We start from the raw sequence: 19,173 nt of genomic DNA, 5'->3' as shown, positions 1-19,173 counted from the left end.
ACAATTCAGAGGCTGTTTCGAAGGCCACGCAGTTTGATGGGTCCCCGCATTTAGACGGCGTTTTCCGCAGACCGCCAGTCACGGAGCAGCGCGCAAACGGGATAGTTCGGTTTCACGCCAGTGCAGCCATTGCTGTCTCAACCTGCCTCTGGATACGCCGATAGTCTCTTCGAGAACCTCGAAGTCGAGGATGCGTTCGGTGCGAAAATGGCGGAAGGCCTGCTTTGATTCACACCACGCGATCAGGAGGCAATGCGTGTCTGCATAGCCTAGAAGCACCGGCCACACGATGCGGTGGCTTACCTCGCCACTGGCCGCGCGATATTCGAGATCGATCTTTCGCCCCTCCCTGATCGCCCGCCTGACCGGGCGGGTGTCGAACGTCAAGCTGTTGGTGACCTCCTCGGGCTTCAGGCCGACTGCGGGTTCGGCAATGAACGGAAGGAGGTCGTCGGGTACCGTATCGGTAATCTTGGCGATGACATCTCTGGCGGCATTGGTGATCGCCGGGTCACCCAGTTTTGCAACCATCTGGACGCCGAGCAGAACGGCTTCGATTTCCTCTGGTGTCAGCATTAGTGGCGGCATGTCGTATTGCGGATCGAGGACGTAACCGTACCCCGCTTCCCCTTCTATGGGAACACGCTGGCCGATCAGATGAGCGATGTCGCGATAGACGGTGCGTCGCGCGACCTCGAGTTCATCGGCAAGCTGTGCCGAGGTGACCGGACGGTTTGATCTTCGAAGTATCTGGATGATTTGAAAAAGCCGTTCCGCTTTTCGCATGCTGGTGACTCCTGCTGCCACAACGCTGGCAGGATGACTATGTCACAAGAGCGGGCAAAGAGATCGTTACGCCTGAAGGAGAAAATGATGAAGCTCGCATCCACCCGTCTTGTCGCCTCGGATATTAAAAGCTTGGTGGCCTTCTATGAGCTCGTGACGGGCTATCGCGCGGAGTGGCTTGCTCCCGTCTTTGCCGAGATCGTCACACCCGGTGCCGTCGTGGCGATAGGGAGCGCGGAGACGGTCGCCCTGTTCAAAGAGGGCAGTGCGGAGCCAGGCGCCAACAGAACCGCCATTCTTGAATTCATCGTATCGGATGTCGACGCTGAATTCGCTCGGCTCAAGGACTATATCGAGGTCGTGCATGAGCCCAGGGATATGCCGTGGGGAAATCGCACGGTCCAGTTTTCGGACCCGGAGGGAACCCGCGTGGCGCTTTATACACCCGTTACGGAGGCCGCGAGGCAACGCTTCAGCGGTCGTTGAGTGGCTGCGGGCTGCCGAGGGTTTTGATGCTCAAGCAGCGTTTTCCGCAAGCCCGGAGCGGCGGGCGACGAAGCGGGCGACTGCCGGGCCGATCAACAGGATCATCATGAAGCGGCCGGTCTGCATGGCCATGACGAAGGGCACGTCGACATCGCTCGACGCGGCGATGATGGCGACGGAATCGGCGCCGCCGGGGCTGGTGGCGAGATAGGCCGTCAGCGGGTCGATGCCGGCGAATTTGTGGAGGGCGACGGCCATGCAGCCGCAGAGCGCCATCAGGATGATGATGGAGGCGGAAACGCGGGGCAGGGCGCGGGCGGCGTGTTCGAGAATCGAGCGGGTAAAGCGCAGGCCGATGCTCCAGCCGATCAGCGCGTAGCTGAGCGCCAGGATCCAGGTCGGCAGTTCGATCTTCAGCAGGCCGAAACCCTGCAAAACGGCGCCGCCGATCAGCGGGATGACGATATTGCCGCCCTGGATGCGAAAGCGGAAGACGCCGTAGCAGCAAAGGGCGGCGAAGGTGATCGTGATCGCGAAGGCCGGCCGGTCGACCGGCAGGAAGAAGATGACCGGCGGCGGCTCTTGCCCATCGGCGGCGGCCCAGAGACGGGAGATGACGGAGGCGCCGACGGCGACGAAGACAACGCGCAGATATTGCATGAAGGCGACGAGGCGGGCATCCGCCCCATAGGCCTCGGACATGATGACCATCGCCGAGGCGCCGCCGGGCGTGGAGCCCCAGACAGCCGTCGTGCCGGGCAGAACCTGCCAACGTGTCAAAAGCCAGCCGAGACCGGCGGCAATGGCGACCACAGAGACGATGAAGATGAAGAAGAGCGGCGCATCCTTGGCCATGGTTCCGAGGATATCGGGCGTGATGTTGCGCGCCATCAGGAGGCCGACCAGCACCTGGCCGAATTGCAGCGGCCAGTAGGGGACGCGCAACTGCCCCTTGCTGACGGTAAGGGCCAGCACGATTGCCGCGACCATCGGGCCGATCAGCAGCGAGGCGGGCAGGGCGAAGAGTTCGAGGAACAGCACAAGAATGGCGGACATGGCGAGCAGCAATGCCCATTTGGGCAGGCTCGCTTTCTGCTGGAAGCTGCTTGCGTCCAAAATTGTCATCCCCGAACTTTTCGACCGGAGCGAGCCCGAAGGCGGAGGTGGGAGAAGGCCCCGGCAGCATGAAGAGGCCGGCTGAGGGCCGGCAAGCGCAGACTCGGTATAGGCACGGGGCGGCCAAAGGGTCAATTGCGGAATCTGGCCCTTTTGCTCCTAAAGGCGGGTGTGTTTCGCGAGAAAATCGAGCAGAGCGCGAACACGGGCCGGCAGTGGCCCGCCCTGGCCGATATAAACTGCGTAGAATTCCTCGACATCGCCGGGATTGAGGTCTTCCAGCAGCGGAACGAGCCGTCCAGCGGCGATATCGGCGCGCACGGTGAATTCCGTCATGCGGGCAAGGCCGGCGCCCGAGAGCGCCAGATGACGCATGGCCTCGCCATCGCCGACCTGCAGGCCCGGGGTAAGGGGAATGGTGATTTCCCCGCCGTTCTCCAGGATCGGCCAGCCTTCCAGCGCCCGAGCATAGGAAAAGCCGATGCGGCGATGGTTTTGTAGTTCGCCGGCTGAATGCGGTTCGCCATATTGCGCGAGATAATCGGGGGAGGCGACGATGATCTTCCTGGCGGCGCCGAGCTTGCGGGCGATCAGGCTCGATGTCTTCAGCGGTCCAGCGCGGATCGCCACATCGGCACGCTCTTCCAGCAGATCGACGACTTTGTCGGTGTGGGTGATATCGAGTGTCACGCCCGGATGCCCGGCCATGAAGGCGGGGACGAGCGGGGCCAGAACATGATTGCCGAAGGAACCGCTGGTGTTGATGCTGATGCGGCCGGCCGCCTGTTCTCCTGCCGAAGCGAAACGCTCCGCCTCCGATATGTTGGCAAGGATCGCCACGCTGCGCTCATAGAAGGCGCATCCCTCCGGTGTCAGCTGCAGCTTGCGCGTCGAGCGGTTGACGAGGCGGGCGCCGAGCCTTGTCTCCAGCCGGGCGACCAGCTTGCTGACGGCCGATGGCGTCATGCGCCGCGCCTGCGCGGCAGCGGAAAAACCGCCGCGTTCGACGACGCTGACGAAGACTTCCATTTCGCCCGATCGATTGATGTCCTGACGGCTCATGATGAATTCAAATCACAGATGATATGCTCTGAGGCAATCTATATCATCGTTCCAGCCGGGTCTATCTCTTTGGGAAACAGGAGATTGAGCCATGGAATACAGAAATCTGGGCGCATCGGGCTTGAAAGTGCCGGTGCTGAGCTTCGGGGCCGGTACCTTTGGCGGCAGCGGTCCGCTCTTCGGTGCCTGGGGCACGACGGATGCGCAAGAGGCGCGACGGATGGTGGATATCTGCCTGGAGGCAGGTGTGACGCTGTTCGATACGGCGGACGTCTATTCGGCCGGTGCGTCCGAAGAGGTGCTGGGGCAGGCAATCTCCGGAAGGCGCGAGACGGTGCTGATCTCGACCAAGATGGCGCTGCCTATGGGCGAGGGGCCAAATGACTGGGGCACCTCGCGGGCGCGGTTGATCCGCGCGACCGAGGATGCGCTCCGCCGGCTCGGCACTGACTATATCGACCTGTTGCAGCTTCATGCCTTCGATGCCTCGACGCCTGTCGAAGAGGTGCTTGCGACGCTCGATGGGCTCGTGGCTGCCGGCAAGGTTCGCTACATCGGTGTTTCCAATTTCTCCGGCTGGCAACTGATGAAATCGCTTGGGCTGTCGGAGAAATATGGATATCCGCGCTACGTTGCCCACCAGATCTATTATTCGCTTGCCGGGCGGGATTACGAGTGGGAACTGATGCCGCTTGCGGCCGATCAGCAGGTCGGTGCACTCGTCTGGAGTCCGCTCGCCTGGGGACGGCTGACCGGCAAGATCCGCCGCGGTGCGCCTTTGCCCGAGGGAAGCCGCCTGCATCAGACGGCGGAATACGGCCCGCCTGTCGATGACGAAAGGCTCTTCGATATCGTCGACGTGCTGGACGAGATTGCCGCCGAGACCGGCAGGACGGTGCCGCAGATCGCCATCAACTGGCTGATCGGCCGGCCGACGGTTTCAAGCGTCATCATCGGCGCACGCAACGAGGAACAGCTTCGCCAAAACCTCGGTGCCGTAGGCTGGAGCCTGACGCCGGAACAGATCGGGCGGCTGGATGCGGTCAGTGCCGTGACACCGCCCTATCCCTATTTTCCCTATTACCGGCAGGAGGGCTTTGCGCGGCTGAACCCGCCCGCGATCCCCACAACAAGGATGGGATGAAATCTTCCCTGAATCTTGGCTGGACAGCCGCTTTGACTTGCCTCATACCCGGCCTGCTACAGATGCTGTAGCAGGCTGTGGAATGCAGGGAGATCAAGGGCATGGCACTGCGCGACGCGAAGGCTGGGATGCGAAACGAGGCAGGTATCGAGGCCGTCACCGGTATCCTGAAACAGCGCTTCGGAGAGCGCTTCCAGACCGGCCAGGCTTTTCGCGCCCAGCATGCGCACACGACCACCTACATTCCCGCCCAGCTGCCCGACGGCGTGCTCTTTGCCGAGACGGCCGACGATGTGAAGACCGCTGTGCGGGCCTGCGCCGATCATAAGGTGCCGGTCATCGGGTTCGGCACCGGCTCTTCGCTCGAAGGGCAGGTCAACGCGCCGAACGGCGGCATTTCCATTGATTTCAACCGCATGAATCGAGTGCTTGAAGTCAATCCTGAGGATCTCGACTGCACGGTCGAACCGGGCGTCACGCGCGAGGCGCTGAACACCCATCTGCGCGATACCGGCCTGTTCTTCCCGATAGATCCCGGCGCCAATGCTTCGATCGGCGGAATGACCTCGACGCGAGCCTCCGGCACCAATGCCGTGCGCTATGGAACGATGAAGGACAATGTGCTTGCAGTGACGGCAGTGACGGCCTCCGGCGAGGAAATTCGCACGGCGCGCCGCGCTCGCAAGTCGTCGGCGGGTTACGATCTGACGCGGCTCTTCGTCGGGGCGGAAGGTACGCTCGGCATTCTGACCTCGGTGACGCTGCGGCTGCACGGCATTCCGCAGAAGATCGCCGGCGGTGTCTGTGCCTTCCCGAGCGTGAAAGCGGCGTGCGACGCCGTGATCATGACGATCCAGATGGGCATTCCGGTGGCGCGTATCGAGCTTGTCGATGCGCTGCAGATGCGCGCCAGCATTGCCTATGCCAATCTTCCCTATGAGGAGAGCCCGGCGCTCTTCCTCGAATTCCATGGCACGGACGAGACGGTGGCGCTGCAATCGACCGCCTTTGCCGAGATTGCGGCCGAATGCGGCGGCGGTGAATTCAAGTGGACGTCGAGCCCGGAGGAGCGCACGAAGCTCTGGAAGGCGCGTCACGATGCCTATTGGTCGGTGCGGGCGCTGGCGCCCGGGCTTGCCGTACTTTCGACCGATGTTTGTGTTCCGATATCCCGGCTTGCGGATTGCGTTGCCGAAACGCAGGCCGATATCGAGGCAAATGGTTTGCTGGCGCCGATCGTCGGCCATGCGGGCGACGGGAACTTCCATGTGCAGCTTTTGTTCGACGACAAGAGCGCCGCGGACATCGCGACGGCCGAGGAATTCGTCGCCCGGTTGAATGCGCGGGCACTGGCAATGGACGGAACATGCACCGGCGAACACGGGATCGGGCAGGGGAAAATGGCATTTCTGGAGCAGGAGCTCGGGGGTACGGTGGATCTGATGCGCCAGATCAAGCGCTCGCTCGACCCGGACAATATCCTCAATCCCGGCAAGATTTTTCATCTGGGCTGAAAATGGAACAATCTCATGATCTTGGCCCTTGCCCCCGGCATGAATAGCGCTAGTGTCGGCAACAGAATCCCGAATGGAGAATCCCTGACTTGATAGGCCGGTTCCTCGTCTTTCTAGGAGGAGTGATCGTCGTAGTGCTCTTCGTGGCGCTGCTGGCACCGCTATTCATCGACTGGACGGATTTCCGGAAGAATTTCGAGGATCAGGCAAGCCGCATCATCGGCAAGAAGGTGACGGTGCATGGCACGGTCGATGCCCGGCTGCTGCCGTTTCCCTCCGTGACGCTGCATGACGTGCGCGTCGGCCAGGAGGAAGACGGCACGCCTGTGGTGCAGGTCGAGCAGTTCTCCATGGATGCCGAGCTTGCGCCCTTCCTTTCGGGCGAAGCGCTGATCTTCGACATGCGCGTGGTCAATCCCAAGGTGCAGCTGCGGCTCCTGAAGGACGGTTCGCTGGACTGGATGCGCGGCAGCCAGCCGGAAATTCCAGCCAAGACGGTGGTTCTGGAAAATGTGCATGTCAGCGGCGGCGAGATCGAGTTCATCGATGATCAATCCGGTCGTTCGCGCCACGTAACGGGGCTGAATGCCGAGATGTCGGCAAAGTCGCTCGCCGGTCCATGGCGCATCGAGGGCGACGGCGCGCTTGACGGCGAGCATGGCAGCTTCTCGATTGCCAGCAATCAGCCGGACGAAAACGGTGTGCTGCGCGTGCGCACCCGACTTGCGCCCGACAAACATCCCGTCAGCATCGATCTCGACGGTGAACTCAAGCTCGTCGACAGCCGGCCGAATTACCAGGGCACGCTCTCGGCCGCGATCGAGAGCAGCGAGGGCAAGACTGAAAAAGGGGAGGCGCCGCCGCGCCTCAAGGGTCGTTTCGAGCTTACCAACGACCGCATCCGCATTCCCGAATACCGCATGGAGGTCGGCTCCACGAGTGACCCTTATGTGATCACCGGCGAGGCGACGCTCGATACCGGAAAGGCGCCGGAATTCCTGCTGACCGCCGATGGCCAGCAGATCGACGTCAACCGTATCGGCAATCAGGGTGCCGCCGGCAAGACCAACCGCGACCCAGCGGTTTCGGCACGTCAGCGATTGAATTCGCTGCTTGAAATTGTCGGCCAGGTACCGATCCCGCAGGTGCCGGGCAAGGCGACCGTGCGCCTGCCGGCGATCGTTGCGGGCGATACGACGATCCGCGACGTGGCTCTGGAACTGGAGCCTGCCGGCAACGGCTGGATGATCGACAGTGCCGTCGGCACGCTGCCCGGCCGCACGCAGGTGGAAGGCAAGGGCAAGCTGACGCTTACGGGCGAACCGTCCTTCAACGGTCAGATGGTGGTTGCCTCCAACCAGCCGACCGGGCTTGCTTCCTGGCTGGCAGGTTCGGTCGATCCGGCGATCCGCCAACTAAGGCAGGCGGGTTTCTCCGCCAATGTCAGCCTGACGCACGATCTGCAGCGTTTCGAGAATCTGGAGATCGCGATCGGTGCCGCGACGCTGAGGGGGCGTCTGGAGCGGCAGGCGACCAACGGCCAGACACCGTCGCTTTCCGTTGCGCTCAACGGTGATTCACTCGATCTCGATGCGTTGAGGGCGCTGACCGGCCTCTTTACGGGCCAGGATGCCGGTGACAACGTGCTCGATCACAGGATCGCCGCGCAGCTCAAGGCCGATAAGTTCACCGCCTTCGGCGTGCAGGCCGACAATGTCGAAACGACTTTCACGCTCGCAGACGGGGCACTTTCAGTCGATCGGCTGGCGATCAAGAACCTTGCTGGCGCCGAACTGACGGCGACGGGCAAGGCGGAGGGATCGCTGCTCGATTATAAGGGCACCGGCGAGATCACCTTCAAGGCTGCCGATCCCGGCGCCTTCTTCGCCATGCTGCGCGAGCATCTGCCGCATCATCCGGTCATGGACCGGCTGGTGCGCAATGCGGGCTGGTATGGCAATACGGCGCTGCGCGGTGCGCTGACGCTCGGCGGCGATGATGGCGATGCGCTGGCGGTGACGCTCGCGGGCGTTTCGAACGGCAGCCGCGTCAATCTCGATTACCGCATGTCCGACCTGCTGGCGCTGACCGGCAACGGCACGACGACGCTCGAGGCAACGCTCGACAATGCCGTGCCGTCGATCCTGTTCGGGCAGGCGGGCCTCGATCCGCTGCCGGTCGATGCCGGCGCCAATGGCCGCATGACGCTGAAGGTCACGGCGACCGACAATGATCCCGCCGACGCCGCGCTGACCTTTGCGACCGACCGGACCTCGTTTACGGCAAACGGCAAGGTCGACGTGCGGCCCGATACTTTCATGAACGGCAAGGTCGCCGTGTCGCTCGAAAGTGCCGATCTCGACCCGTATCTGGTCATGAACGGCATTGCGCTGCCCGAGCTTGGCACCGGGCTGCCCTTCAAGCTGCAGACCAATGCGACCATCGATGCCGACAAGGTGGTGCTCGCCGATCTCAACGGGCATGCGGCCGACAACGAATTTGCCGGTGCGCTGACCTTCGACCGCAAGGCGGCAAAGACGACGGCGAGCGGCGCGCTTGCGCTTGCCACGGCCGATCTCGGCTGGCTCGGGGAGGCCGTGTTCGGGCAGATCAATGATCCCGCCAATGGCCAGCTGACGACGGCAGCCCTTGGCATGCCGCTCTTCCGCGATCTCGACGTCAATCTGAAGCTCACAGCCAAGCAGTTTTGGCCGAGTGTTTTCAACACGGCGGTGAACGATTTCAGCTCGAATGTTGCCTACAAGGGTGATGAGCTGCAGCTCAACGACATTGCGGGCAACTGGGACGGCGGCACACTCTCCGGCAACCTGCTTTTCACCAATGCCAATGGCACGGGCTTCCTGCAGTCGCGACTGGCACTTGCCGATTCCGATCTCGGTGGCGTCATCTGGCCGCGCGACGGCGCACCTGTCGCCAACGGAAAATTCGGCATGTCGCTGGCGCTCGAAGCCTCCGGCAAGACGGTTTCGGAGATTGCGAGCTCGCTGAACGGCTCGGGTGAAATCCGGCTTGGCGAAACGAGCGTTCGCGGGCTGAACCTTGCGATCCTGGCGCCGCTTCTGGCCGCGACCGATCCGATGCAGGACCAGATCAATGCGGGCAAGGTGCATCCGATCGTCGAGACGCTGCTGAACAACGGCGAGGCAAAACTGCCGCCACTCGGTATTCCCTTCAACGTGACCGACGGTACGCTGCGTATCCAGAACGTCAGTGTCTCCAACGATCTGGCGCATCTGAGCGCCGATGCGCAGATCGAGCTGCCGCAGCAGCGTATCAGCGCAACGCTCGGCATCGGTTTCAACCCTGGCGCCGAGGCGCTTTCAGGCGCGGAGCCGGGTATCCGCCTGAACTTCTCGGGCCTGCTGGCCTCGCCCGGCAAGACGATGGATGTGACCGACATCACCAGCTATCTTTCGCTGCGTGCCTTCGAGCGCGAGCGGCGTCGCGTCGAGCGCCTGCAGGCCAACGTGCTGGAGAAGCAGCGGCTGCGGCGCGAGGTGGCGCTCTATCGCTTCAATGACGCCCAGCGGGTCGCGGCTGCCGAGATCGAGCGGCAGCGGCAGGCAGAAGAACAGCGGCTGCGGGGTCTGGCGCAGGATGCGGCTCAGCGCAAGGCCGAAGCCGAAGCGAAGGCAGCGGCTGAAGCAGAGGCGCGTGCCAAGGCTGAGGCGGAGGCGAGGGCCGCGTCGGAGGCCGAGGCTGCGCGCCGGACTGAACGGCCGTCACCGCCCGGCCAGCTCAATTTCGATCAGCTGCCAGGCGTTCAGGCGCAGTAAAAAGGGCGGCGGTCAAACACGCCCAATCAGGCGTTCGCCGCGGCTTTTTTCAGCCAGCACAGGACGTGCAGCCGCAATGCTGAGGAGAGGTTGCTGTCGGGCATGCGGTTATCGTCGATCTCTGATATCAGTGCCGCGAGCGGCATGGAGCGGCTCGCGGCAATCGCCTTCAACTCGGTCCAGAATTCATCTTCCAGCGAAAAACTGGTGCGGTGCCCGTGCAACGTCGCCGAATGTTTGCGGATCATCGGCCCTGCTTCGTCTTGATTGAGAAAGTGATTCAGTAAGGAATCGCATCTGCTTGATCGCCCAAGCCTTTCAGACGTCGGCGATCAGGTCTTGTCGTCTTCGATCCGGCCCTGATCGAGCACCTTTTCGGCTTTCTCGTTGAGGGCACGGGTCAATTGCTTTTCAGCTTTGGTACGGCCGTGCGAGATACGGTTCTGCTCTGCCTGCTTCTCCTTTTCGGAGCGAGCCTGCTGCTTGCGGAACTGGCGCAGGTTGACGATTTCGGCGCTCATGCGGTTGTCTCCGTCATGAAAGAAAAAGGGAGGCTTTCGCCTCCCTTGGCATTACTGCTTCTTGCGGAAAGAATCGAGTGAAACGACCGAGCCCGGTTTCTTTTCCTCGCCTTCCACGGCAGGTTTTGCCGCCGCATCCTCGGATTTGGCTGCATCGACAGGATAGGCGGTGATCTCGGCTGCCGGCAGTTCCTCGCCATCGCTCAGCGGCACATCGAACTCCAGCTCGAAATTGACCGAGGGGTCGTAGAAGCCTCTGATGGCATTGAAGGGAATGACGAGCTTTTCCGGCACGTCCGAGAAGGACAGACCGATCTCGAAGTGGGATTCCGTAATTTTCAGTTCCCAGAACTGGTGCTGGATGACGATGGTCATCTGCTCAGGATATTTGGACTTCAGGTGCTGCGAGATGCGCACGCCGGGAGCACCGGTCAGAAACGTAATGAAGAAGTGATGGTCGCCGGGCAGACGGCCCGTCGTTGCGACTTCGGTCAAGACCTTGCGGATGACACCGCGCAACGCGTCCTGTGCCAGAATGTCGTAGCGGATATGATCCTGCCCCATGCTTTTCCTGTCTTTCGTCGGTTTGGAAGTCTTTTCACGAACTTCTATGGCACGTCCGGCCGCTTTGGGAAAGGCGCAAGCCGATTCATGCACCCATCAGCATACATGATTTCGTCGAAAAAGGGGAGAAGGTGAAGGCTTCTGTTGCCAGGTGCCTTCGGACCCCGCCTTACGGGGCTAACCGTAAGGGCTTAGTTCGGAATTCTCACACCGCCATTAGGCAGCGAGAGCGTATTCCTTAGCGTTGTTGTCGTTTGCAACTACACTTGTGACCCGATAACGGCGGTATCATGCCGAGCAAAAAGTCGATCTTTACACCCTTGTCGATCCTATTTCGCCCCCATCAAAAGCAGTCCTTTTCCCATCAGGGAAGCCGTCTGTTTTTGGTGGAGGCGCCGGGTACCGCCCCCGGGTCCAATAGGCTTATTCCATCGCCCGTTTATCGCCATAGCCGGCCCGAAAGCCGGCACGGGTGATATAGTGTTTTTGTGATCGCAAGGAAAGGGGATACGTCACAAAAGCTTCGTGCTCTCCAGCGATTTTGCTTGGATAATCAGCAAGGCGCATTGGTTTGCGGCCGTTTTCCCCTTAAATTAGGCGCAAAAGGAATCGGTGGCGACCATGAAGCAATATCTCGACCTCTTGAGCCATGTGATGGAAAACGGCACCGACCGCGGCGACCGTACGGGTACCGGCACGCGCTCGGTCTTCGGTCACCAGATGCGCTTCGATCTCGATGCCGGCTTTCCGGTGCTGACGACGAAGAAGCTGCATCTGCGCTCGATCATCCACGAGCTCCTGTGGTTCCTCAAGGGCGAGACCAATATCCGCTACCTGCATGAAAACGGCGTCAGCATCTGGGACGAATGGGCCGACGAGAACGGTGATCTCGGACCGGTCTACGGTGCCCAGTGGCGCTCCTGGCCGGCGCCGGATGGCGGCCATATCGACCAGATCGACAATCTCGTCAAAGGCCTCGTGAAGAATCCGAACTCGCGCCGTCACATCGTCTCGGCCTGGAACCCGGCCGAAGTGGACGAGATGGCGCTGCCGCCCTGTCACTGCCTGTTCCAGTTCTATGTGGCCGACGGCAAGCTTTCCTGCCAGCTCTACCAACGCTCGGCCGATATCTTCCTTGGCGTCCCCTTCAACATCGCTTCCTATGCGCTGCTGACGATGATGGTGGCGCAGGTGACAGGGCTGAAATATGGCGAATTCGTCCATACGCTCGGCGATGCACATCTCTACCACAACCATTTCGAACAGGCGAAACTGCAGCTGACGCGCCAGCCGCATGCGCTGCCGCGCATGGCGATCAAGCGCGACGTCAAGGATATATTCGGCTTCGTCTACGAGGATTTCGAGCTCGTCGGCTATGAGGCCGATGCCAGTATCAAGGCGCCGATCGCCGTCTAAAGCGTGTCGCGATCTTTCAGATCGCCTGCTTCAGGTTTCTGTTTCGCATGTCGTTACCGCAGACCGCTTCACAGGTTTGCGTGGCGTGCTCCAAGCCGGGAAGGCCGATGTCCGATATCCGCAAGACCATCTTCGTCGCCGTTGCCCGCAACGGCATCATCGGCCGCGACGGTGACATGCCCTGGCGGCTTTCGACAGACCTCAAGCGCTTCAAGGCGATGACGGTGGGCAAGCCCGTCGTCGTCGGCCGCAAGACCTTCGAGAGTTTCGGCGGAAAGCCGCTGCCGGGACGCCAGCACGTGGTGATCTCGCGGGATGCCGATATCGACCATCCCGATGTTCATATGGCCCGCTCGCTCGACGAAGCGATCACAATGGCCGAGGCGCTCGCCCGCAAGCAGGGCGAAAACGAAATCTCCATCCTTGGCGGCGGGCAGATCTACGCGCAGGCCATGGCTTTCGTCGATCGCATGTGCATCACGCATGTCGAGGCCGATGTGGATGGCGATACTGTTTTTCCGGCCATCGATCCGGCCGCCTGGGTGGCGACCGAAAGTCTTGATGTTCCGGCAGGGGAGAGGGATACCTATCCCACGCGTTTCGTCGTTTATGAACGTCGAGATGCCTGAAAAGGAACTATTTTCCAATTATATTGACCAAGTTTCTGACGCCGCGTTGAAAGCAGATGCGGTGATACCTATAACGGTCCCATCGCATCCGCCGGTAGCCCCCACGGCGGTCGGATGTGTATGACGTAACGAACAACGAGGTTTTGATGCCCTGGAGCAATCAGAATGGCGGCGGCGGCCCTTGGGGCGGCGGCGGCGGAAATAACAATCAGGGACCATGGGGGCAGGGGCCGAACCGTCCACGCGGCGGTGGCGGCGGCAAGGGCGGTCCGCCCGATCTGGAAGATATCATCCGTCGCGGACAAGATCAGTTGCGGGGCATCGTTCCCGGCGGTTTCAACGGCGGTGTCGTTGCGATCATCGTCGCGGTCATTGCGATCTTCTGGCTTTTCCAGTGCATTTACGTCGTCCAGCCGGACGAGCGCGGCGTGGAACTGCGCTTCGGCAAGCCCAAGGAAGAAATTTCCATGCCGGGCCTGCATTTCCACTTCTGGCCGTTCGAAACCGTCGAGATGGTCAAGGTGACGGTGCAGCAGCAGAATATCGGCGCCACCACGGCCGGCTCTTCGAGCGGGCTGATGCTGTCGGGTGACAGGAGCGTCATCAACGTACAGTTTGCCGTCTTCTACACGATCAGCGATCCGAAGGCCTACCTCTTCGGCGTCGAGAATCCAGCCGAGACGCTGCAGCAGGTTTCCGACAGCGCCATGCGCGAGATCGTCGGCCGCCGTCCGGCACAGGATGCGTTCCGCAGCAATCGTCAGCCGATCGAGACACAGGTCCTCAACATCGTTCAGGATACGATGAACCGCTACGGCGCGGGCATCACCGTCACCGGTGTGACGATCCAGAACGTGGCGCCGCCGCGTGAAGTCGCCGATGCCTTCGAAGAAGTGCAGCGTGCCGGCCGCGACCGCGACAGCACGATCGAGGACGCCAACCGCTATACGAACCAGAAGCTCGGCCAGGCGCGAGGCGATGCCGCCCGTATCCGCGAAGACGCAGCCGCCTACAAGGATCGCGTCGTCAAGGAAGCCGAAGGTGAGGCCCAGCGCTTTACCGCCATCAATGACGAATATTCGAAAGCTCCCGACGTGACGCGCAAGCGCCTGTTCCTGGAAACGATGGAACAGGTCTTGAAGAACTCCAAGAAGGTCGTGATCGACGACAAGCAGGGCGTCGTGCCCTACCTGCCGCTCAACGAGATCAATCGACCGGCGGCACCGGCACGGCAGGGAGGTTGAACCATGCTATCGAACAGACTTCCCGTAATCCTCATCGCACTCGCGATCCTTCTGGCCATTCTTTATTCGTCGATCTTCGTGGTCAACGCGGGTCAACAGGCGATCGTCGTGCGCTTCGGTCAGATCCAGTCGGTGAAGACCGAGCCGGGCCTCTATTTCAAGCTGCCGTTCGGCTTCATGGATGCCGACCGGGTGCAATATGTCGAAAAGCGCGCACTCAGGCTCGACCTCGACAATATCCGCGTTCAGGTTCAGGACGGCCAGACCTTCGATGTCGATGCCTTCGTGATCTACAACATCTCGGATGTGCGCCGTTTCCGCGAAACGGTGTCGGGTGATCGTGACGCTGCCGAGGCACGTCTGCGCGCGCAGCTCGATTCCTCGCTTCGCCGCGTCTACGGTCTGCGCGACTACAATGCCGCGCTTTCGGAAGAGCGCGTGGCGATGATGCTCGAAATCCGGGACGATCTGCGCACCGACGCCGAAAATCTCGGCCTGCATATCGACGATGTCCGCATTCGCCGGACCGACCTGTCGCCGGAAGTGGCTCCGAATACCTATAACGCCATGCGCTCAGAGCGTCTGGCCGAGGCGGAGCGTATTCGCGCCGAGGGTAACGAAGAAGGCCAGCGCCGCCGGGCCATCGCCGACCGTCAGGTCGTCGAGATCACCGCTGATGCCCAGCGCGACTCGGAAATCCTGCGTGGTCAGGGTGACGCAGATCGTAACCGCATCTTCGCAGAGTCCTTCGGCAAGGATCCGGCCTTCTTCGAGTTCTATCGCTCGATGTCGGCCTATTCCACGGCCCTGTCCTCGCAGGATACGACGCTGGTTCTGTCGCCGAGCTCGGAGTTCTTCCGCTACTTCGAAAATTCGAACGGCAATCAGCCTGCAGTACCCGGCCAGACGGGCGGCCTCGTGCCGCCGCCGGCCGCGCAGCCTGCGCCTGCTCCGGCGGCGAACTGACGATATAGAGAATGCAGGATTTCCTGACGGGACTTGCATTCTTCCTCATCATCGAGGGGCTGGTCTATGCACTGGCCCCTCGTTTTCTTGTCGGGATGGCGAAGCTTCTTCCCAGCATTCCAGAGTGGCAATTGAGAGCCTTCGGCCTGGCAGCGACGGCGCTTGGCGTCGGAGGAGTCTGGCTTTTGCGAGGGTAGGTCACATTCGGAAGGGGATTTCGCGAAAAGGTGATTTCGCCCTCCATCATTCCGCCGTATGCTGATGCTGTATGTGCGCCTTTACCCCAGCAGAGGAAGCTTGATGGCCCCCACGAATCGCTCGCCCTTCAGACGAACGCTCGCGCTCCTGGCCGGCACCGCCCTTCTGGCAAATGTCGGCGCAAGCGGTGTTGCGCATGCGCAAACCGCTCCCGCACCAGCGACACCTGAACAGGCAGCACCGGCCCCTGCGGCGCCTCAAGCACCAGCGGTTTCTCCTGCTGCGGTCGCACCCGCGGCTCCGCCGGTGCAGATGACGGCGCCGGGCAACGGGCCGGCTTCCGTTGCCGATCTCGCCGAGGGACTGCTCGATGCCGTGGTCAATATTTCGACCTCGCAGAACGTGAAGGATGACGAGGGTGCAGGGCCGGCTCCGCGCGCGCCGGATGGCTCGCCGTTCCAGGAATTCTTCAACGATTTCTTCAATAAGCAGCAGGGCAATCGCGGTCCCAACCACAATGTCAGTTCGCTCGGTTCCGGCTTCGTCATCGATCCCAGCGGCTATATCGTCACCAACAACCACGTGATCGAAGGCGCCGACGACATCGAGGTCAATTTCGCCAACGGCTCCAAGCTCAAGGCCAAGCTGATCGGCACGGATACCAAGACCGATCTTTCGGTGTTGAAGGTCGAGCCGAAGCAGCCGCTGAAATCCGTCAAGTTCGGCGATTCCAGCGTCATGCGCATCGGCGACTGGGTCATGGCGATCGGCAACCCGTTCGGCTTCGGCGGATCGGTCACGGTCGGCATCATTTCGGGCCGCGGCCGCAACATCAATGCCGGCCCCTATGACAATTTCATCCAGACGGATGCGGCGATCAACAAGGGCAATTCGGGCGGTCCGCTCTTCAACATGAAGGGTGAGGTGATCGGCATCAATACGGCGATCATTTCTCCCTCGGGCGGCTCGATCGGCATCGGCTTCTCGGTGCCGTCGGAGCTTGCTTCCGGCGTCGTCGATCAGCTTCGCGAATATGGCGAGACGCGCCGCGGCTGGCTCGGCGTGCGCATCCAGCCCGTCACCGACGAGGTGGCCGACAGCCTCGGCCTCGACAGCGCCAAGGGCGCGCTGGTTGCGGGGGTCATCAAGGGCGGACCTGTCGATGATGGTTCGATCAAGGCGGGCGATGTCATCCTGAAATTCGACGGCAAGGTCGTCAGCGAGATGCGCGACCTGCCGCGCGTGGTCGCCGAAAGCCCTGTCGGCAAGGAGGTCGATGTCATCGTGCTGCGCGACGGCAAGGAGCAGACCGTGAAGGTGACGCTCGGCCGTCTCGAAGACAGCGACCAGGCGGCTGCTGCCGGCGACAATTCCGGCGATGGCGGCGTCATCAATCCCGATCCCGGCGAAAACAACGATATGGACGAACCGGATCAGGGCGGCGATCAGGGACAGACCGCGCCGGACGGCCAGGATCCGCATCAGCAGGATCAAGGACAGGATCAGAAGGGCCCAGATCAAAAGGGGCAGGATCAGGCGACACCAGGCCAGGTTACGCCAAAGCACGTGCTCGGCCTGTCGCTCTCGCTGCTTAGCCCCGAAACCCGCAAGGCCTTCGGCATCGCCGAAAGCGTCGACGGTGTCGTCGTGACCGAGGTCGCGCCGGGTTCTGCTGCGGCCGAAAAGGGTCTCAAGCCCGGCGACGTGATCGTCGAAGTGGCGCAGGAATTCATGAAGTCGCCGGATGCGGTTGCCACGAAAGTGCAGACGCTGAAGCAGGAAGGCCGGCGCAATGCGCAGATGATGGTCGCCGCTGCCAATGGCGATCTGCGCTTCGTAGCCGTGCCGATGGAGTAAGGGCTTCGAATACGGTTCCGAAGATCAAAAAGGAGCGGCTAGCCGCTCCTTTTCTGTTTTCAGATGTGGTTCGCTGCGCTCAAGCCGTGACGAAATCCGTCTTGCGGTAGCCCTGGATATAGAGCAGCGCCGTCAGGTCGCCGTGGTTGATCCGCATGCCTGCTTCAGCGGCGACAGCCGGTTTGGCGTGCAAGGCGACACCGGAGCCGGCCAGATGCAGCATGCCGAGATCGTTGGCGCCGTCGCCGACGGCAATGGCGTCTTCAGGGGAGATGCCGAGACGGGCGGCGATGTCGTTCAGGGCGTCGACCTTGGCCTGCTTGCCAAGAATGGGTTCGGCGACGTAGCCGGAGAGGACGCCGCCTTCCTCAAGCAGGATATTGGCGCGGTTTTCGTCGAAGCCGAGGGTCGCGGCGATTTTGCTGGTAAAGACCGTGAAGCCGCCGGAGACGAGGGCGGTGTAATAGCCCTTCGATTTCATGGTGGCGATCAGTTCCGGGCCGCCCGGGGTCAGCGTGATGCGCTTGGCAATGACTTCATCGACGACCGATATCGGCAGGCCCTTCAGGAGCGCGACGCGTTCGCGCAATGCCGGCTCGAAGGCGATCTCGCCGTTCATGGCGCGGGCGGTGATGGCCGCGACCCTGTCCTTGAGGCCGACTTCGGCGGCGAGTTCATCGATACATTCCTGGCCGATCATGGTGGAATCCATATCGGCGATCAAAAGCTTCTTGCGGCGGGTTTCCTGTTCCTGGATGACGAGATCGATCGGGTTGCCGGCGATTACGGCGTGCAGGCTGGCCTCGGCCGCCTGGCCGTCGGAGCCGTCCGCGAGCACGATATCGCAGGCAACACCGTCCGCCAGCCAGTAGAGCCCCGATGACTTGACGGCGTCGGCGGCGCGCTCGGCGATCGCGGGCGAAAGAACGGGGTTTGACGGATTGGCAACAAGCGTGGCAACGAGGGCCATGATGGAAAACCTTCTGAGCACTTTGAATGCGATCCTGATAACCGGGCCGACTGCCAGCGGCAAGTCCGCGCTCGCTGTGGAACTGGCCAAACAGCATGGCGGCGTGGTGATCAACGCCGACAGCATGCAGGTCTATGACACGCTGAGGGTGCTGACTGCGCGGCCTTCGGAAGAAGATATGGAAGGCGTGCCGCACCATCTCTACGGTCACGTGCCGGCGGGGCAGGCCTATTCGACGGGCGCCTGGCTGCGGGATGTGACGGCGCTCTTGCCGCGCATCCGCGCCGAGGGAAAGCTGCCGGTCTTCGTCGGCGGCACCGGTCTCTATTTCAAGGCGCTGACAGGCGGGCTCTCGGAGATGCCTGTCATCCCCGAGGCGATCCGCCAGCGGCTGCGGGGCCGACTGCTGCAGCAGGGGCCGGAAGCTCTCTATGCGGACCTTGCCAAGGCCGATCCCGCCGTCGCCGGAAGCCTCAATCCGCAGGACGGGCAGAGGATCGTGCGGGCGCTTGAAGTCTTCGAGGCGACGGGCCAGTCGATCGCCGAATTCCAGGGGCAGGCGGGGCCAGTCATCGTCGATCCCGAGACGGCGCGCAAGATCGTCGTGCTGCCGGATCGCGCCGTACTGCACCAGCGCATCAATGGCCGTTTCGAGAAGATGCTGGAGCAGGGAGCAGAGGAAGAGGTGAAGGCGCTGCTGGCGCTCGATCTTCCCGCCGAGATGCCTGTCATGAAAGCGATCGGTGTATCGCAGATCGCGGCGATGCTGCGCAGTGAGATGAGCCGCAGCGAGGTGATCGAGCGCGGGGCGGCCGCCACGCGGCAATATGCCAAGCGGCAGATGACATGGTTCCGCAACCAGATGGATGAAAGCTGGGAGCGGTTGACATGAAGTGTTCCAGG

Annotated in this window: 18 protein-coding genes and 1 other RNA gene; 11 read left to right on the top strand and 8 right to left on the bottom strand. The window is 61.9% G+C overall.

Features of this window, described 5'->3' with window-relative positions:
* Positions 1 to 78 precede the first annotated feature (78 nt).
* Positions 79 to 786 carry a YafY family transcriptional regulator gene (locus LVY75_24950; protein ID XAZ22048.1) on the bottom strand — a complete coding sequence of 236 codons (708 nt, stop codon included), beginning with the start codon at positions 784 to 786 and terminating at the stop codon, positions 79 to 81.
* A gap of 87 nt (positions 787 to 873) precedes the next feature.
* On the opposite strand from LVY75_24950, the gene LVY75_24945 reads away from it, so the two are divergent.
* The gene (locus LVY75_24945; GenBank protein XAZ25822.1) at positions 874 to 1,272 is read left to right on the top strand and encodes a VOC family protein; all 399 of its coding nucleotides are present in this window, start codon (positions 874 to 876) and stop codon (positions 1,270 to 1,272) included.
* Positions 1,273 to 1,302: 30 nt separating this feature from the next.
* Here LVY75_24945 and LVY75_24940 read toward each other — a convergent pair whose 3' ends face one another.
* Positions 1,303 to 2,397, bottom strand: a complete 1,095-nt coding sequence (locus LVY75_24940) for an AbrB family transcriptional regulator (protein XAZ22047.1) — start codon at positions 2,395 to 2,397, stop codon at positions 1,303 to 1,305.
* Between the two features lie 150 nt (positions 2,398 to 2,547).
* Positions 2,548 to 3,450 carry a LysR family transcriptional regulator gene (locus tag LVY75_24935; GenBank protein ID XAZ22046.1) on the bottom strand — a complete coding sequence of 301 codons (903 nt, stop codon included), beginning with the start codon at positions 3,448 to 3,450 and terminating at the stop codon, positions 2,548 to 2,550.
* Between the two features lie 91 nt (positions 3,451 to 3,541).
* Here LVY75_24935 and LVY75_24930 point away from each other — a divergent pair, with 91 nt between their 5' ends.
* From LVY75_24930 to LVY75_24920, 3 genes are all read left to right on the top strand, one after another.
* A complete protein-coding gene (locus LVY75_24930) occupies positions 3,542 to 4,594 on the top strand; it encodes an aldo/keto reductase (protein XAZ22045.1) in 1,053 nt (350 codons plus the stop codon).
* 101 nt (positions 4,595 to 4,695) lie between these two features.
* Positions 4,696 to 6,108, top strand: coding sequence for an FAD-binding protein (locus tag LVY75_24925; GenBank protein XAZ22044.1), 1,413 nt, complete (start codon positions 4,696 to 4,698; stop codon positions 6,106 to 6,108).
* Between the two features lie 89 nt (positions 6,109 to 6,197).
* Positions 6,198 to 9,905: an AsmA family protein gene (locus LVY75_24920; protein ID XAZ22043.1), complete on the top strand. Its 3,708-nt coding sequence runs from the start codon at positions 6,198 to 6,200 to the stop codon at positions 9,903 to 9,905.
* Positions 9,906 to 9,931: 26 nt separating this feature from the next.
* Here the strand turns inward: LVY75_24920 and LVY75_24915 are convergent, their stop codons facing one another.
* The 4 genes from LVY75_24915 to ssrA form a co-directional block, all read right to left on the bottom strand.
* Positions 9,932 to 10,153: a ribbon-helix-helix domain-containing protein gene (locus LVY75_24915; protein XAZ22042.1), complete on the bottom strand. Its 222-nt coding sequence runs from the start codon at positions 10,151 to 10,153 to the stop codon at positions 9,932 to 9,934.
* 84 nt (positions 10,154 to 10,237) lie between these two features.
* Positions 10,238 to 10,426, bottom strand: coding sequence for a DUF4169 family protein (locus tag LVY75_24910; protein XAZ22041.1), 189 nt, complete (start codon positions 10,424 to 10,426; stop codon positions 10,238 to 10,240).
* Between the two features lie 51 nt (positions 10,427 to 10,477).
* Entirely contained in the window at positions 10,478 to 10,990 is a 513-nt protein-coding gene (locus tag LVY75_24905) for an SspB family protein (protein XAZ22040.1), read from the bottom strand.
* A gap of 130 nt (positions 10,991 to 11,120) precedes the next feature.
* Positions 11,121 to 11,497, bottom strand: a transfer-messenger RNA (tmRNA) gene (gene ssrA / locus LVY75_24900).
* A gap of 114 nt (positions 11,498 to 11,611) precedes the next feature.
* Between ssrA and LVY75_24895 the strand changes: the two genes are divergently transcribed.
* The 6 genes from LVY75_24895 to LVY75_24870 all read left to right on the top strand — a co-directional run bounded on the left by LVY75_24895 (position 11,612) and on the right by LVY75_24870 (position 17,300).
* Positions 11,612 to 12,406 carry a thymidylate synthase gene (locus LVY75_24895; GenBank protein ID XAZ22039.1) on the top strand — a complete coding sequence of 265 codons (795 nt, stop codon included), beginning with the start codon at positions 11,612 to 11,614 and terminating at the stop codon, positions 12,404 to 12,406.
* Positions 12,407 to 12,513: 107 nt separating this feature from the next.
* Complete coding sequence (locus LVY75_24890) at positions 12,514 to 13,035, top strand: dihydrofolate reductase (GenBank protein ID XAZ22038.1); 522 nt, start codon at positions 12,514 to 12,516, stop codon at positions 13,033 to 13,035.
* 146 nt (positions 13,036 to 13,181) lie between these two features.
* The gene (gene hflK / locus LVY75_24885) at positions 13,182 to 14,279 is read left to right on the top strand and encodes an FtsH protease activity modulator HflK (protein ID XAZ22037.1); all 1,098 of its coding nucleotides are present in this window, start codon (positions 13,182 to 13,184) and stop codon (positions 14,277 to 14,279) included.
* Positions 14,280 to 14,282: 3 nt separating this feature from the next.
* Entirely contained in the window at positions 14,283 to 15,245 is a 963-nt protein-coding gene (locus LVY75_24880) for a protease modulator HflC (protein ID XAZ22036.1), read from the top strand.
* Positions 15,246 to 15,256: 11 nt separating this feature from the next.
* Positions 15,257 to 15,442 (top strand): DUF2065 domain-containing protein, encoded by a 186-nt coding sequence (locus LVY75_24875; GenBank protein ID XAZ22035.1) that lies wholly within the window; start codon positions 15,257 to 15,259, stop codon positions 15,440 to 15,442.
* 103 nt (positions 15,443 to 15,545) lie between these two features.
* Entirely contained in the window at positions 15,546 to 17,300 is a 1,755-nt protein-coding gene (locus tag LVY75_24870) for a Do family serine endopeptidase (GenBank protein XAZ22034.1), read from the top strand.
* Positions 17,301 to 17,379: 79 nt separating this feature from the next.
* Here LVY75_24870 and serB read toward each other — a convergent pair whose 3' ends face one another.
* Entirely contained in the window at positions 17,380 to 18,270 is an 891-nt protein-coding gene (gene serB, locus LVY75_24865) for a phosphoserine phosphatase SerB (GenBank protein ID XAZ22033.1), read from the bottom strand.
* On the opposite strand from serB, the gene miaA reads away from it, so the two are divergent.
* Complete coding sequence (gene miaA, locus LVY75_24860; GenBank protein ID XAZ22032.1) at positions 18,269 to 19,162, top strand: tRNA (adenosine(37)-N6)-dimethylallyltransferase MiaA; 894 nt, start codon at positions 18,269 to 18,271, stop codon at positions 19,160 to 19,162. The genes serB and miaA overlap by 2 nt on opposite strands.
* Positions 19,163 to 19,173: the final 11 nt, after the last annotated feature.

It is taken from the genome of Sinorhizobium sp. B11, assembly GCA_039725955.1.
Lineage (GTDB): Bacteria > Pseudomonadota > Alphaproteobacteria > Rhizobiales > Rhizobiaceae > Rhizobium.
The sequence above is the reverse complement of the archived record's forward strand: the minus strand, read 5'-3'. Positions and strand labels throughout refer to the sequence as shown.

Excerpts from the sequence above, each read along its gene's own strand:
- LVY75_24950 (XAZ22048.1), bottom strand. The coding sequence starts at position 786 with ATGCGAAAAGCGGAACGGCTTTTTCAAATCATCCAGATACTTCGAAGA.
- LVY75_24945 (XAZ25822.1), top strand. The coding sequence starts at position 874 with ATGAAGCTCGCATCCACCCGTCTTGTCGCCTCGGATATTAAAAGCTTG.
- LVY75_24940 (XAZ22047.1), bottom strand. The coding sequence starts at position 2,397 with ATGACAATTTTGGACGCAAGCAGCTTCCAGCAGAAAGCGAGCCTGCCC.
- LVY75_24935 (XAZ22046.1), bottom strand. The coding sequence starts at position 3,450 with ATGAGCCGTCAGGACATCAATCGATCGGGCGAAATGGAAGTCTTCGTC.
- LVY75_24930 (XAZ22045.1), top strand. The coding sequence starts at position 3,542 with ATGGAATACAGAAATCTGGGCGCATCGGGCTTGAAAGTGCCGGTGCTG.
- LVY75_24925 (XAZ22044.1), top strand. The coding sequence starts at position 4,696 with ATGGCACTGCGCGACGCGAAGGCTGGGATGCGAAACGAGGCAGGTATC.
- LVY75_24915 (XAZ22042.1), bottom strand. The coding sequence starts at position 10,153 with ATGATCCGCAAACATTCGGCGACGTTGCACGGGCACCGCACCAGTTTT.
- LVY75_24910 (XAZ22041.1), bottom strand. The coding sequence starts at position 10,426 with ATGAGCGCCGAAATCGTCAACCTGCGCCAGTTCCGCAAGCAGCAGGCT.
- LVY75_24905 (XAZ22040.1), bottom strand. The coding sequence starts at position 10,990 with ATGGGGCAGGATCATATCCGCTACGACATTCTGGCACAGGACGCGTTG.
- LVY75_24895 (XAZ22039.1), top strand. The coding sequence starts at position 11,612 with ATGAAGCAATATCTCGACCTCTTGAGCCATGTGATGGAAAACGGCACC.
- LVY75_24890 (XAZ22038.1), top strand. The coding sequence starts at position 12,514 with ATGTCCGATATCCGCAAGACCATCTTCGTCGCCGTTGCCCGCAACGGC.
- hflK (XAZ22037.1), top strand. The coding sequence starts at position 13,182 with ATGCCCTGGAGCAATCAGAATGGCGGCGGCGGCCCTTGGGGCGGCGGC.
- LVY75_24880 (XAZ22036.1), top strand. The coding sequence starts at position 14,283 with ATGCTATCGAACAGACTTCCCGTAATCCTCATCGCACTCGCGATCCTT.
- LVY75_24875 (XAZ22035.1), top strand. The coding sequence starts at position 15,257 with ATGCAGGATTTCCTGACGGGACTTGCATTCTTCCTCATCATCGAGGGG.
- LVY75_24870 (XAZ22034.1), top strand. The coding sequence starts at position 15,546 with ATGGCCCCCACGAATCGCTCGCCCTTCAGACGAACGCTCGCGCTCCTG.
- miaA (XAZ22032.1), top strand. The coding sequence starts at position 18,269 with ATGATGGAAAACCTTCTGAGCACTTTGAATGCGATCCTGATAACCGGG.
- serB (XAZ22033.1), bottom strand. The coding sequence starts at position 18,270 with ATGGCCCTCGTTGCCACGCTTGTTGCCAATCCGTCAAACCCCGTTCTT.